Origin of the sequence: Trinickia sp. (genome assembly GCF_051954495.1) — a bacterium.
Classification (GTDB): domain Bacteria; phylum Pseudomonadota; class Gammaproteobacteria; order Burkholderiales; family Burkholderiaceae; genus Trinickia.
The window spans coordinates 70,035-82,905 of record NZ_JBQCHR010000033.1 but is presented as its reverse complement, the minus strand read 5'-3'; the positions used below and the strand labels follow the sequence as shown (position 1 = coordinate 82,905).

13 protein-coding genes are annotated in these 12,871 nt (G+C 65.3%); 4 read left to right on the top strand and 9 right to left on the bottom strand.

Annotation, left to right across the window (positions count from 1 at the left end; genetic code table 11):
• The 3 genes from ACTHNR_RS05355 to ACTHNR_RS05345 all read right to left on the bottom strand — a co-directional run.
• A partial coding sequence (locus ACTHNR_RS05355; RefSeq protein WP_440546495.1) for an FAD binding domain-containing protein occupies positions 1–270 on the bottom strand: 270 nt, incomplete at its 3' end.
• On the bottom strand, positions 267–911 hold the full coding sequence (locus ACTHNR_RS05350; RefSeq protein ID WP_440546494.1) for a (2Fe-2S)-binding protein: 645 nt from the start codon (positions 909–911) through the stop codon (positions 267–269). The genes ACTHNR_RS05355 and ACTHNR_RS05350, both read right to left, overlap by 4 nt.
• A 116-nt stretch (positions 912–1,027) precedes the next feature.
• The gene (locus tag ACTHNR_RS05345) at positions 1,028–2,320 is read right to left on the bottom strand and encodes an aspartate carbamoyltransferase (RefSeq protein WP_440546493.1); all 1,293 of its coding nucleotides are present in this window, start codon (positions 2,318–2,320) and stop codon (positions 1,028–1,030) included.
• A 354-nt stretch (positions 2,321–2,674) separates the two neighbouring features.
• On the opposite strand from ACTHNR_RS05345, the gene dapA reads away from it, so the two are divergent.
• Positions 2,675–3,532 carry a 4-hydroxy-tetrahydrodipicolinate synthase gene (dapA, locus tag ACTHNR_RS05340; RefSeq protein ID WP_440546492.1) on the top strand — a complete coding sequence of 286 codons (858 nt, stop codon included), beginning with the start codon at positions 2,675–2,677 and terminating at the stop codon, positions 3,530–3,532.
• 55 nt (positions 3,533–3,587) lie between these two features.
• On the opposite strand, the gene ACTHNR_RS05335 is transcribed toward dapA, so the two are convergent.
• Positions 3,588–4,034 carry a rhodanese-like domain-containing protein gene (locus ACTHNR_RS05335; RefSeq protein ID WP_440546491.1) on the bottom strand — a complete coding sequence of 149 codons (447 nt, stop codon included), beginning with the start codon at positions 4,032–4,034 and terminating at the stop codon, positions 3,588–3,590.
• A 144-nt stretch (positions 4,035–4,178) separates the two neighbouring features.
• Here ACTHNR_RS05335 and ftrA point away from each other — a divergent pair, with 144 nt between their 5' ends.
• The gene (ftrA, locus tag ACTHNR_RS05330; protein ID WP_440546490.1) at positions 4,179–5,150 is read left to right on the top strand and encodes a transcriptional regulator FtrA; all 972 of its coding nucleotides are present in this window, start codon (positions 4,179–4,181) and stop codon (positions 5,148–5,150) included.
• A gap of 24 nt (positions 5,151–5,174) precedes the next feature.
• Here ftrA and ACTHNR_RS05325 read toward each other — a convergent pair whose 3' ends face one another.
• From ACTHNR_RS05325 to ACTHNR_RS05310, 4 genes are all read right to left on the bottom strand, one after another.
• Positions 5,175–6,923 carry a tetratricopeptide repeat protein gene (locus ACTHNR_RS05325; protein WP_440546489.1) on the bottom strand — a complete coding sequence of 583 codons (1,749 nt, stop codon included), beginning with the start codon at positions 6,921–6,923 and terminating at the stop codon, positions 5,175–5,177.
• Positions 6,924–6,940: 17 nt separating this feature from the next.
• Complete coding sequence (locus ACTHNR_RS05320) at positions 6,941–7,699, bottom strand: SDR family oxidoreductase (protein ID WP_440546488.1); 759 nt, start codon at positions 7,697–7,699, stop codon at positions 6,941–6,943.
• A 37-nt stretch (positions 7,700–7,736) separates the two neighbouring features.
• A complete protein-coding gene (locus tag ACTHNR_RS05315; RefSeq protein WP_440546487.1) occupies positions 7,737–8,795 on the bottom strand; it encodes an alkene reductase in 1,059 nt (352 codons plus the stop codon).
• A 116-nt stretch (positions 8,796–8,911) separates the two neighbouring features.
• Positions 8,912–9,214: an ArsR/SmtB family transcription factor gene (locus tag ACTHNR_RS05310; RefSeq protein ID WP_440546486.1), complete on the bottom strand. Its 303-nt coding sequence runs from the start codon at positions 9,212–9,214 to the stop codon at positions 8,912–8,914.
• Between the two features lie 383 nt (positions 9,215–9,597).
• On the opposite strand from ACTHNR_RS05310, the gene ACTHNR_RS05305 reads away from it, so the two are divergent.
• Positions 9,598–10,233, top strand: a complete 636-nt coding sequence (locus tag ACTHNR_RS05305) for a LysE family translocator (RefSeq protein WP_440546485.1) — start codon at positions 9,598–9,600, stop codon at positions 10,231–10,233.
• 74 nt (positions 10,234–10,307) lie between these two features.
• On the opposite strand, the gene ACTHNR_RS05300 is transcribed toward ACTHNR_RS05305, so the two are convergent.
• Complete coding sequence (locus tag ACTHNR_RS05300; protein WP_440546484.1) at positions 10,308–10,817, bottom strand: DUF1993 domain-containing protein; 510 nt, start codon at positions 10,815–10,817, stop codon at positions 10,308–10,310.
• 364 nt (positions 10,818–11,181) lie between these two features.
• Between ACTHNR_RS05300 and ACTHNR_RS05295 the strand changes: the two genes are divergently transcribed.
• Complete coding sequence (locus ACTHNR_RS05295; protein ID WP_440546483.1) at positions 11,182–12,810, top strand: S53 family peptidase; 1,629 nt, start codon at positions 11,182–11,184, stop codon at positions 12,808–12,810.
• Positions 12,811–12,871: the final 61 nt, after the last annotated feature.

Here is a 12,871-nt window from a genome sequence, read left to right as displayed (position 1 = left end):
CAGCGGATAACGCTCTTGTACCTGCGGGTGCCATGCAAGGTCCGAGTTTGGCACCAGCGCGCCGACGCGAAGCCCTCCGCCGGGCGTTTCCTCGATCGTTCGCAGTGGCAGATGCGAAATATCGATTAAACGCGCAGGCCGCTCAACTTCGTATTTCATCAGGTCAACGAGATTGGTGCCGCCGGCGATGAACTTGGCTGATCCGTCGGCGGCAGATTGCCGGACGGCGTCGGCGACGTCTTGCGCCCGTGAATACTGGAAGCTGTTCATGTCGCCTTCATCGCCTCCTCGATTGCAGCGATGATATTGGGATAAGCCCCGCAGCGGCAGATGTTGCCGCTCATCGCTTCACGGATTTCGGCGCGGGTTCTGGCTCTTCCGTCACTGATGAGACCGACCGCCGAGCAAATTTGGCCCGGGGTGCAGTAGCCGCATTGAAAGGCGTCGTGTTCGACGAACGCCCGCTGTATCGGACTGAGCGCTTCTCCTTCGGCGAGTCCTTCGACCGTCGTGATCGATTGACCCTCGTGCATGACAGCGAGCGTCAAACAAGCGTTGATCCGCCGGCCGTCGACGAGCACCGTGCACGCCCCGCACTGCCCGCGATCGCATCCTTTCTTCGTGCCTGTTAAGCCGACGTATTCGCGCAGTGCATCGAGCAGCGTCACGCGCGGTTCGAGCGGCAGCACATAGGGACGCCCGTTGATCGTGAGGCGCACCGGGCGCGCGGGCGGCGTGGGGTAGGCGGCGGGCAGGGGCGGGGGCGCGCTCTGGGCCATTGGCTGTTCCTCTGCGGACAGATGCGGCGCGGCACCGACAGTGGCGGCCGCGGCGGCAGATTGCAGAAAACGTCGGCGCGCGAGGTTCGGCTTGCGTTGCTCGTCGTCGTCGGGGGAGGCGGGCTTGGACATGGCGGATGAACGAAGCTCCGTGAAGGTCGGCGTGCGGCGCGAAGCACAGTGCAGCGACCGCGGCGCCGGATCGAACACGAGCGAGCAAGCGCGATGCCCGGGCGAAGCCCCCGACGTCAGTCGATGCCGTGAAACACCGCGTCGTCGGGCCCGAGGTAGGCGGGCGGCCGCCATGCCGCGTCGCGCATCGAGTGCTGCACGAGGTGATCGACGCCGAGCAGCACCGCGAAGATGGCCATGCGGATAGGAATTCCGTTGTCGGTTTGCCGGAAGATGGCGAGCCGCGCATCGTGGTTGAGGTCGGTGCTCAAATCGTTCGCGCCGGGCCGGCTGTCGCGCGGCAGCGGATGCATGATCAGCGTTTCGCGTCCGCAGACCGTATCGACGAGCGCTTGATTGATTTGAAATTCGGGCGTGTAGCCTTCGAACGATTCGTCGGTGAAGCGTTCTTTTTGAATGCGCGTGGCGTAGACGACGTCGGCGCCGCGCATGCCGGCGGTCAGATCGTTCGACTGCTCCACCACGTGACCGTTGCGTGAAATCTGCTCGACGATGTAGGCCGGCATCTCGAGCGTGGGCGGCGAGACCAGCGTGAATTTGATGCCGCGATACAGCGCGAGCAGCTTCACGAGCGAATGGACGGTGCGGCCGTACTTGAGATCGCCGACGAGCGCGATATGCGCGCCGTCGACAATTTTTCCAAGCCGTGAAAATTCGCGCTGAATCGTATAAAGATCGAGCAACGCCTGGCTCGGGTGCTCGCCGGGGCCGTCGCCGCCGTTGATGACGGGCAAATTCGTCGCCCGGGCGAATTCCGCCACCGAGCCCTGCTCGGGGTGCCGCACGACGAGCGCGTCGACGTAGCCGCTCATGACGCGGCTGGTGTCGTAGATCGACTCGCCTTTCGCCATCGATGAAAACGTGAACCCGGTGGTATCGCAGACCGAACCGCCGAGGCGGCAGAACGCCGCGCCGAAGGACACGCGCGTGCGCGTGCTGGCTTCGAAGAACAAGTTGCCGAGCACCGCGCCCTCGAGCACGCGCGATATCTTCTGGCGGCGGGCGATCGGCTGCATGACGTCGGCCACGCGAAACAACGCTTCGACCGATTCGCGAGAGAACTGATCGACCGACAGCAACTGCGGTTTCCCCTCGAACAGAATCTGGCTAGCCAGCGATGACGTATCTACGCGATGCGTATATCCCTCGTCTCGCGCGACGTTGACGACGATCTCCGAAACGAAGCGTTCGACGATCTCGGGCATCGACCGCGATTCTTGCGAATCCTCGGGCAAAAGCCACGTGTCTAGGGCCCGGCGGCTGACGCCGATACGGTTGGCGAACGCATCGCGCGTCAGGTTCATGCGACGCATGGCGTCGCGCAGGAAGGCTTGCTGGGGAACGGTCATCGGCGGGCCTCGGCAGGGTGGGGTGTGCGCGCTGCGTATAGTACGTCGCGGTCGGCGGAAGTCAAGCCCTATTCATAAAACCGTTGTCCTTGGCCCGCGCAACCCTGTACACTGCGCGGCATGGAAACGCGCCCCGTTTATTTCTCGTCGGTTGTTGCAACGCCCGCTTCGTGCCACGTGCATGACGCAGCGGCGGTGCTTGCCGTTTCCAAAGCGAAAAAACAGTCGCACGTCTGACCGGTGCGCTGTGCCGTCGGACGCGCGACGGGACAGCAACAACGCACCACCTCTTCATTTCTCTGCCGCCCCGGCGCCTCCCTCGGATTCGATTCGGTCACGTCTCGAGGTAAGGCAATGTCGATTTTTTCAGGTATTTGGATTCCGCTCATTACGCCGTTTCAAGCCGGCGCCGTGGATCATCGCGCGCTCGCGGCGCTCGTCGAGCACTATCGCGAAGCGGGCGTGGCCGGGTTTGCCGCGCTCGGCACGACGGGCGAGCCCGCCGCGCTTTCGGGCGAGGAGCAAGACGCCGTGCTGGCGACGGTGCTGCGCGCCGCGCAAGGGTTGCCGGTAATTGCCGGGATCACCGGCAACCGAGCGGTGGCGTTGCGCGAACGCGTGCTGCAGCTGAACGACCAGGACATCGCCGGGGTGCTCGTGTCCGCACCCTATTACATCCGGCCGTCCCAGGGCGGACTGATCGAGCACTTCACGACCTTAGCCGATGCGAGTGCGAAGCCGATCGTCCTGTACGACATTCCCTATCGAACCGGCGTGCGGATCGAACTTGAAACGCTGCTTACGCTTGCGGGGCATCCGCGGATTCAGGCGATCAAGGATTGTTCGGGCGTGTCGGAGACAACGCTGGCGCTGATTCTCGATGGTCGGCTGAAGGTGATGTGCGGCAACGACGACGCCATCTTCACCACCTTGTGCATGGGCGGCGCGGGCGCCATCGCGGCGACGGCGCATGTTCGCACGGACCGCTTCGTTGCGATGTACCGAGCGTTGGCCCAAGGCGACCTGAATACGGGCCGCGCGATCCATCACGAACTGGCGCCGCTGCTGCGCGCGTTGACCTCAGAGCCGAACCCCGCGCCGGTCAAGGCGGCGCTCGCGGGGCAAGGGTGGCTGGCGAACGAACTGCGTTCGCCGATGATGCCCGCGAGCGCGGGGCTGGCTCGTCAGTTAGCGGCGTTGTCGGCGGTGTGAAGCAACGGGCGACGCCGATGGATGACGCGTGAGACAGGCGCGTGAGCGCGGTGCGCTATGCGGTCCGCCCGGCATGGCGGATCGGCTCGGATCGCGCTTCCTCGCGCGTCAACGCGAAGCCTTCGTCGAGCCAACCGGCGATCCCGCCGATCATGACCTTGACCGGACGCCCGAGGCGGGCGAGGCGGATCGCGCCGCGCGTCGCGCCGTTGCAATGCGGGCCCGCACAGTAAGTGACGAACACCGTTTCGGGCGCATATTCGGCGAGCTTCGAGGCGATGATCTTGCCGTGCGGCAAATTGATGGCGCCCGGCACGTGGCCTTCGGCGTAAAGGGCGGGGCCGCGTACGTCGAGCAGCACGAAGTCCGCTTGACCTTTGACGATGAGCGCGTCGTGCACGTCGGAACAATCCGTTTCGAAGCGCAGGCTCGATTCGAAGTGGGCCAGCGCAATTTCGCTCGGTGCGGGGGCGACGACGGTGACGGACGATGCGGTAGGCATAGGCTGTTTCTCCTTGTTAGTTGCATGGGTCGTTGTGCGCTTATCGTTGCTCGCATCGAACCGATCGAGCGGATGGAGACAGTATTGCGCCTGACCGTTGCGCGAGACAGTGGCGCAATCGACAACATCCGGTAACATCGCGCCATGCGCTCTCATCTCGTCGCCGCCGTTGCCTACGATCGGCTTTGCACATTCGAGTTCGGCTGTGTGGTCGAACTGTTCGCGTTGCCTCGCCCCGAACTGGGCGTCGATTGGTATCGCTTCGCCGTTTGCGCGGCGGAGCCCGGACCTATCCGCGCCGCCGGCGGCGTGAGCTTGACCGCTTCTCATACGCTCTCGCTGCTCGACCGCGCCGATACGATCGTGATCCCCGGCTGGCGCGATGCGGACGAAGAGCCGCCCGAACCGCTGCTGCGCAAGCTGCGAGCGGCGGCGCGGCGAGGGGCGAGAATTTGTTCGATTTGCTCCGGGGTATTCGTGCTGGCGGCAGCGGGTGTGCTGGAAGGCAAAACCGTGACGACGCACTGGCGTTACGCCGATAAGCTCAAGGCGCGCTATCCGTCGCTGCACGTCGAGGCCGACGCACTGTATGTCGACGAAGGCGCGATCGTCACGTCGGCGGGTTCGGCGGCGGGACTGGACATGCTGCTGCATCTCGTGCGCCGCGATTACGGCGGCGCCGTGGCCAATCGCGTGGCGCAGCGCCTGGTCGTGCCGCCGCATCGAGAAGGCGGGCAGGCTCAATTCGTTCCGAGGCCCATGCCGCCTGAGGACGACGGCGGGCGGCTCGCCCGTCTCATCGACTGGATGCGCGCGCATGCGGCTTCGCCGCATACGATCGAATCGCTCGCGCGGCGAGCGGCGATGAGCGCAAGGACGTTGCAGCGCAGATTTCGCGAGGCGACGGGGCTAGGGCCTTACGAGTGGTTGATTCGCGAGCGGGTGGCGTTGGCGAAAGACATGCTCGAGACGCGGCCGCGGCTGTCGATCGCGCTCGTCGCGCAGCGCGCGGGTTTCGGCTCGGAGGAATCGATGCGCCGTCATTTCCGTCGCATCGTGATGACGAGCCCCGCGGCGTATCGACAGCAATTTGGCGGGAGTCGCGCAAGCCTTTGAGCGGGCGGGCGCGACGGCCGCAAGTCAGTGTGCGCCCGAATGTTCGTGCCCGGTCGCGAGCGCCGCCAGCGCGTGCGCGACGGCATCGATCACGCTGTCCCAATCGCCGAGCGTGGGCTGCCGAAACAGACGTGCGCTAGGGTACCAGGGGCTGTCTTGCCGTTCGAGCATCCATCGCCAGCAGGTGTCGAGCCGGTTCAGAATCCACACGGGCTTGTTCATCGCCCCGGCCAAATGCGCCGTCGACGTATCCACGGAAATCACGAGATCGAGGTTGTCGACGAGCGCCGCCGTATCGGCGAAATCGTTTAGTTCGTCGGTCCAGTCGATCACGCGTGCACTCGCCGCGTGACGCTCGCGCATCTCGGTCAGCTGCCTTGCGGCGTTTTCTCCCTTTTGCAAGCTGAAGAACTGCACGCCGGGTGTCTCGACGATCGGCGCGAATCGATCGAAAGTCAGCGAACGTCGCGCGTCGTTCTTGCGCAGTTCCGGCACATGCGGCCGGTGGCCGCCGGCCCAGACGAGGCCGACTTTCAGCGCTCGCGGCGGCGCCGCTTCCGCGATCCGCGTGCGCCAGTGCGCCGACGCCGCGGAATCGGGGAAGAGATAGGGCGTGCGCGCCGGAATCGTTTCGATCGTCGTTTGCAATGCGAGCGGCAGGCTCAAGAGCGGACTATGGCAATCGAAAGCGGGCAGCGGGTCGCCTGCCGCGACCCGCTGCGCCACGCCTTCGAGCCCGGCGAGCAGGCGCATGAGTTCGGGCTGAGCCTCGAGCACGACGCGGGCGCCTTGCGCGGCGACGAGCCCAGCATATCGGCAGAATTGCAGCGTATCGCCGAGGCCTTGCTCGGCATGCAGCAAGATCGTCTTGCCCTGAAGCGGCGTATCGCCGAGCCATAGCGGTGCGTCGAACGAGCGCTTGCTCGGCGCGATGCGCTTGCGTTTCCAGCGCCATTCGTATTCGTGGAAACCGCGGGCGAGCTCGCCCGTCTGCAACAGGCAGAGCGCGCGATTCCAGTGCGTTTCCGCTGCATCGGGTGCGATGGCGAGCGCGCGCTCGTAGCAGGCGAGGGCATCGGCGTGTCGATTCATGTCGACGAACGTCAGCCCGAGGTTGTTCCAAGCGTCGGCCAGCGCGGACGACGCGGCCAACGCGCGCTCGTAGCTGGCTTGCGCCTCGAGCGGGCGATTGAGGTCGGACAGCGCATTGCCGCGATTGCTCCACGCTTCGGCATAGTTGGGCCGCAACGCGATGGCGCGGTCGCAGCTCGCCACGGCTTGTTCCGGCTCGCCGAGGTCGCGCAGCGCGCAACTGCGGTTGCTCCACGCTTCCGGAAAATCCGGCTTCGCCGCCAACGCTTTTTCGAAACTGGCGAGCGCCTCAGCGGGGCGATTCAATCCCGCGAGCGCCATGCCGCGATTGTTCAACGCGTCGACGAAGCCGTTCTTGAGCGCGAGTGCTCGATCCGCCGCGGCCAGCGCGGCATCGTGCCGGCCCAGCGCGTTCAGCGCAAACGCTAAATTCGAATGGACGTGCGCCTGCCGCGCATCGACCACGGCGGCCTTGTTCAGCAGCTCGGCGCCTTCCTCGTAGCGCCCCGACTGCAACGCGAGCGCACCGAGCAATTGCAATGCATCGAAATGGCGCGGGCGCAGAGAGAGGATCTCGCGATAGACGCTTTCGGCCTCCACGAAGGCGCCGTTTTGCTGAAGCTCGACGCCTTCCTGAAGCAAGGCGTTGAGGTGTTGCGGCGTGCCGGGCTTGCTGCTCATGGGGGGCGGATAACCTCTTACAACGCGCGGATGTCCGCGATCGGCGTTTCGCCGAATGCATCGGAGAGCAAGTAGCCGACGAATTTGCTCGCGGCATGCTCGGGCGAGCTCAGTTGTCCGGAACGCTTCATTTCCTCGAACCGGCCGCGCAGCGGGAAGCGTGCGTCGTCGGTACCGCGAATCTCGCCTTGCATGTCGGTGTCGACGACACCCGGCGCCACGCTCGCGACACGCAGGCCGCGCTCGGCGTCGAGGGCGGCGGCCCGCGCATGATGATCGAGCGCGGCCTTCGTCGCGCAGTACACGTTCCATCCGGCATACGCATTGCGAGCCGCGCCGCTCGAGACGTGAGCGATGCGCCGGTCCGGCGTCTCGCCCGTGGCTGCGGCGAACGCGCTCGAGAGCATGAGCGGCGCCGCGACGTTCAGCGCGACGGCGCGGCCGACGTCGCCCACCGCTTGCATCGAGCAGGGGCCGATCGGACCGACCATACCCGCGTTATTGATGAGCAAGGCACGGTCGGCGCCGCGCAGAAAGGCGGCGAGCGTGTCGCCGGCCAGCCACTGCGCGAGCCGGTGGCTATCCGCCAGATCGAGTTCGACTTCGGCGAACGCACCCGGCGCCCGAGAGCCGCCCGACAGCGGCGCTCGGCTGGAGCGCGCGAGGCCGAGTACGGCGATGCCTTGCGCAAGCAATGCATCGACGAGGGCAGCGCCCAAGCCCCGCGTGTGCCCGGTGACGATCGCTTTGGTGACGAGACTCGATGTGGCGGTCATATCGATTCAACTCGGGTATGGATCGTTTGGATTTCGCTCAAGCCGTTTCGAGCGCGGGGTAGTCGACATAGCCGACAGGGCCCGTGCTGTAGAACGTTTCCGGATTCGGCTTGTTCAGCGGCGCGTCGAGCTTGAAGCGCGTCGGCAGATCGGGGTTCGCGATGAAGAGCTGGCCCCAGGCGATCGCATCGGCTTCGCCCGCATCGAGCGTTTGCTGCGCCGTTTCCTTCGTAAACTTCTCGTTCGAGATGTAGACGCCGCCGAACGCCGCCTTCAGCGTGGGCCCGAGGCGGTTTTCGCCGAGCGATTCGCGTGCGCAAATGAATGCGATGCGGCGCTTGCCGAGTTCGCGCGCCACATAGCCGAACGTTTCGGCCGGGCTCGAATCGCCCATTGTATGCGCATCGCCGCGCGGCGCGAGATGAACGCCTACGCGAGCGGCGCCCCACACGGCGATACATTCGTCGACGACTTCGAGCAAGAGCCGTGCGCGGTTCTCGATCGGGCCGCCGTAGGCGTCCGTGCGGCGGTTCGTGCTGTCCTGCAGGACTTGGTCGAGCAGATAGCCGTTCGCGCCGTGCACTTCCACGCCGTCGAAGCCTGCGGCCTTGGCGTTTTCCGCGCCCTTGCGGAACGCGGCGACCACGTCGCGGATCTCGTCGAGTTCCAGCGCGCGCGGCGTGACGAACGGACGCTGCGGCCGCACGAGGCTCACGTGACCGCTCGGTGCGATCGCGCTCGGCGCGACGGGCAAATCGCCGTTCAAAAAGATCGGATCGGACACGCGGCCCACATGCCAAAGCTGCAGGAAGATCCGGCCGCCGGCGGCGTGCACGGCATCGGTCACGATCTTCCATCCGGCTACCTGCTCATCCGACCAAATGCCGGGCGTGGCGGCGTAGCCCACGCCCTGCGGCGTGACCGACGTGGCTTCGCTCAGAATCAGGCCCGCCGATGCGCGCTCGGCGTAGTACTGGGCCATCAGCGCGTTCGGCAAGCGTTCATCGCCCGCGCGCTGACGCGTGAGCGGCGCCATGATGACGCGATTGGGCAGGGTCAAGTCGCCGACGACGAGCGGATCGAACAAAGTAGGCATGGCAAGTTTTCCTTTTTTACGCGAGTACGGCGCGCGCGAGTGCGCCGGTCAGCGTGCAAGCAACATAGGTGTGCATCGGGCGCGGCCCCTAGGAGGCCCAACGGGGCCTCCCACGTTCAAAGGTCGTCGCGCAGCGATGCGAGAAACGCTTGAATGACGGTTTCGTTTCGCTTGAAAAAGCTCCACTGACCCATCTTTTTCACGGTTACGAGCCCCGCGCTCTGCAGCGTCGCGAGATGGGCCGACACCGTGGACTGCGACAAGCCGCAGCGCACGTTGATCTGCCCGGCGCATACGCCGCATTCGAGCGGCACTTCCTGCTCCGGAAAGTAGACGCTCGGCTCCTTCAGCCACGCGAGAATCTCGCGCCGCACGGGATTGGCGAGCGCCTTATGGATGGCGTCGATGTCTATCGTCATGTCGAGCGGTCGGGCGAGCCGCACCCCGCGCGGAAAGCGCGGAACCGATACGAATCGCCGTTGACAGAAGTTTATATCGGATTTCGACGATATGAAAAAATCCCGCACTGGCTAAGGGGGTGATAGCGCGGCAATAGCGCCGGGCGATGGTTGCGGCAGCGAAGGTCTGGCCTACTCGAAGGCCGCCGATGGGCGGCCCGGCGACAGCGGCTCGCACTAGGATGGTGCGGAGGAGATGAAATAAAGGGTGGTTAGGCGCGCTCAATGGCATATTGTTAGTGGAAAACGCTACATGACAATTGATTGACGTCATATTTAGCGCAAAATCCCTCCGCATCGCACGGCAAAATATCGGTCCAACACGTCCCAAATTCGAGGTTGCCGTGGTTTCCGCCGATTTGCTTATTGCCTTCATCGCCGCGCTCATCGTCGTCTATGCCATCCCGGGGCCCGACATGGCGCTGATTCTTCAAACGAGCATCGCCCGCGGGACGCGAACCGGCCTGGCTGCCGCGGGTGGGCTGGCCGTGTCGCGCGCGACGCACGTCACGCTTTCCGCCTGCGGCGTAGCGGCACTGCTCAAGGCCGCGCCTTGGCTGTATGAAGTGGTGCGGTATGGCGGCGCGCTATACCTTGCTTACATCGCCGTTCAGATCTTCCGCTCGCCCGTTTTCGCATTGAAGGCCGGTGAGGCGCCGGCGGCGGCTCAAGGAGAGGGCGCGCTGCGGCAGGCGTTCGTCAAGGGGCTGCTGACGAATCTGCTCAATCCGAAGGCACTGTTGTTCTGCTCGGTGCTGCTGCCGCAGTTCATCCGCCCGGCGGCGGGGCCCGTTGCGCTGCAGGTAACGGAACTGGGCGTCGTTCTTCTCGCCGTGGGGATGCTCTTCGACACGCTTTATGCCGTTGGCGCCGCCCGCATCGCCACTGTTTTGCGCAAATATCCGCTTGCCCAAACGTTGCAGCGCTGGACGTTCTCGGCGGCGCTGATCGGCTTCGCGGTGCGCCTGTCGCTGGACTGACCGACGCCGGGTTCGTTCGACGGCGGCTTGCGCGAAAATCACCGGCAAGCCGCCGCCAGTCGTGACGAGAGTCGTTACGACATCCGCCCCAGGTAATCGAACTTGCCCAGTTCGACGCCGTTGTGGCGCAAGATTGCGTAGGCCGTCGTCAAATGGAAAAAGAAATTCGGCAACGCGAAGTGAAGTAGATAGACCTGGCCGGCGAATTCGTGCTTGCCGCTCGGCACCGTCAAGGTCACGGTGCGTGACTCGCTCCCTTCCAACTGCTTTTCGTCGAACCCTTGCAGGTACGCGAGCGTCTTGTCGATGCGCGCATAGAGTTCGTCGAACGTCGTTTCGGTGTCTTCCCACTTGGGCGGCTCGACGCCCGCCAGCCGGGCGATGCAGAATTTCGCGGCGTCCGAGGCAATCTGTACCTGGCGCGTCAGCGGATGCATGTCGGGATACAACCGGCTCGACAATAGGATCGACGGCTCGAAGTGCTTCGTCAGCGCGTGGTCGTGCGCCTTTTGCAGGACCGTACGGAGGTTCGTCAGCCCGCGTGTGAACACGGGCACCGAGGCTTGATAAGCAGACAGGCTCATTGACAGGTTCTTCCTTTTTTCGTTGGCGTCTTACAACGGTTCCGACGGGGGACGAAACGGTAGCGCGATGTTGGCCGGGCGCTGCCGCGGGCGCCATGATATGCCGATGCGACGATCTTTGCTGGCGGCCCAAGCGGACGTTTTCTTCCGCGTCGCCCATTGGCGCAACGGCTAACGACGGACGTTCATCGGCCCTTGCACGGCCGCGATGCACTACACTTTGATCAGTTGTCCGACGAATGCCTTTTTGCCCGTTTGCAGCGTTCGCGTCGTCGCTGGTAGGCAGGCGGCAGGCCGACAGGAACTGTACGACCCAGGCATGTGTCGGAGCTTCGACGTACCCACTACGTGAGGAGCGTCACACATGACCAAAGCGAGGCAACATCTCGCCGGCAGCGATCGCGCGGCCGTGAAGGATTCGAAGTGCCTCGGGCCAGTCGACCCGAGTCAAACGTTGCGCGTCGTCGTGACCTTGCGACGGCGCGGCGCCCGCGAACTGGAGGATCTGGCCCATCGAATCGTCCACGAGCAGGCGGCCCCGCTTTCGCGCGAGGCATTCGCAAAAAGCTTCGCGGTCGCGCCCGAAGATTTCGCCAAGCTCGAGGCTTTCGCGCGCGAATACCAATTGAGCATCGAACGGCACGATCTGAACGCGGCCAAGGCCGTGTTGGGCGGCACCGTCGCCAACTTCCAAGCCGCATTCGGCGTCGAGCTTTCCCACTACGAGCACCCCGCGCTCGGCCGCTTTCGCGGCCGTATCGGCCCTATCACGGTTCCGGCTGAAATTGCCGATGTCGTGACGGCCGTGCTGGGCCTCGACGACCGGCCCCAAGCGCGGCCGCACTTCAGGCTCCGACCCGCGCCGGGGATCATCGCGGCGCGCGCGGCGGGGCAGGCGTTCACGCCTCTGCAACTGGCTGGTCTTTACGATTTTCCCGACGGAGACGGCGCCGGCCAGTGCATCGCTTTGATCGAACTTGGCGGCGGGTATACGCAGTCGGACCTGTCCGCCTACTTCGATTCGCTTGGGCTTCCCGCGCCGGACGTGGTCTCGGTGCCCGTCGACGGCGCGCGCAACAATCCAACCGGCGATCCGAGCAGTGCCGACGGCGAGGTGACGCTCGACATCGAAATCGCCGGCGCCATTGCGCCGAAGGCGAAGATCGCCGTGTACTTCGCGCCGAACAGCGATGCCGGCTTCATCGATGCGGTGTCCCATGCGCTGCACGATTCGGCGAACAAACCCTCGGTCGTGTCGATCAGTTGGGGCGGCCCCGAAACCTCATGGACCGAGCAGGCGCTCACGAGCTTCAACGACACGTTGCAGTCGGCAGTCGCGCTGGGCGTGACCGTGTGCGCGGCGTCGGGCGACAGCGGCTCGAACGACGGGGCGCCGGATGGCGCAGACCACGTCGATTTTCCCGCGGCGAGCCCGTACGTGTTGGCCTGCGGCGGCACGCACGTGACCGCCGCGAAGGGGGGCAAGTCGATCGCGAGCGAAGTTGTCTGGAACGACGGCGCGGCCGGTGGCGCGACAGGAGGCGGCGTCAGTGCGTTGTTCGCCGTGCCGGCATGGCAGCAAGGGCTCAAGGCGGCCCGCGTGGACGGCGCCGCCGTCTCGCTTTCCAATCGCGGCGTGCCGGATGTCGCCGCCGATGCTTCGCCCGCCTCGGGCTACGAAGTGTTGATCGACGGTCAAAGCGTGCCGGTCGGCGGTACGAGCGCCGTCGCACCGCTCTTCGCGGGGCTCGTCGCACGCATCAACGCGCTGGCCGGCAAACCGGCGGGGTTCGTCAACGCGAAACTGTACCGGTCGGGCAGCGCGTTCAACGACATCACGTCGGGCAATAACGGCAGCTTCGCCGCGGCGTCCGGGTGGGATGCGTGCACCGGCCTCGGAAGCCCGAACGGGCGTGGCATCGCGGCCGCGTTGGGCGCTTCGTCCGCATCGGCTGCATCAGCCGCTAGCGGCGGCGCCGGCGGTTCGAGCTAGCGCGTCGCAACGATTTGCCTTATCACTCGCGCGCTCCGGGTGTCGCACCGGGGCGCGCGAG

What these genes read in the sequence shown, in the direction of transcription:
- ACTHNR_RS05350 (WP_440546494.1), bottom strand. Translation starts at nt 911, where the DNA reads ATGTCCAAGCCCGCCTCCCCCGACGACGACGAGCAACGCAAGCCGAAC.
- ACTHNR_RS05345 (WP_440546493.1), bottom strand. Translation starts at nt 2,320, where the DNA reads ATGACCGTTCCCCAGCAAGCCTTCCTGCGCGACGCCATGCGTCGCATG.
- dapA (WP_440546492.1), top strand. Translation starts at nt 2,675, where the DNA reads ATGTCGATTTTTTCAGGTATTTGGATTCCGCTCATTACGCCGTTTCAA.
- ACTHNR_RS05335 (WP_440546491.1), bottom strand. Translation starts at nt 4,034, where the DNA reads ATGCCTACCGCATCGTCCGTCACCGTCGTCGCCCCCGCACCGAGCGAA.
- ftrA (WP_440546490.1), top strand. Translation starts at nt 4,179, where the DNA reads ATGCGCTCTCATCTCGTCGCCGCCGTTGCCTACGATCGGCTTTGCACA.
- ACTHNR_RS05325 (WP_440546489.1), bottom strand. Translation starts at nt 6,923, where the DNA reads ATGAGCAGCAAGCCCGGCACGCCGCAACACCTCAACGCCTTGCTTCAG.
- ACTHNR_RS05320 (WP_440546488.1), bottom strand. Translation starts at nt 7,699, where the DNA reads ATGACCGCCACATCGAGTCTCGTCACCAAAGCGATCGTCACCGGGCAC.
- ACTHNR_RS05315 (WP_440546487.1), bottom strand. Translation starts at nt 8,795, where the DNA reads ATGCCTACTTTGTTCGATCCGCTCGTCGTCGGCGACTTGACCCTGCCC.
- ACTHNR_RS05310 (WP_440546486.1), bottom strand. Translation starts at nt 9,214, where the DNA reads ATGACGATAGACATCGACGCCATCCATAAGGCGCTCGCCAATCCCGTG.
- ACTHNR_RS05300 (WP_440546484.1), bottom strand. Translation starts at nt 10,817, where the DNA reads ATGAGCCTGTCTGCTTATCAAGCCTCGGTGCCCGTGTTCACACGCGGG.
- ACTHNR_RS05295 (WP_440546483.1), top strand. Translation starts at nt 11,182, where the DNA reads ATGACCAAAGCGAGGCAACATCTCGCCGGCAGCGATCGCGCGGCCGTG.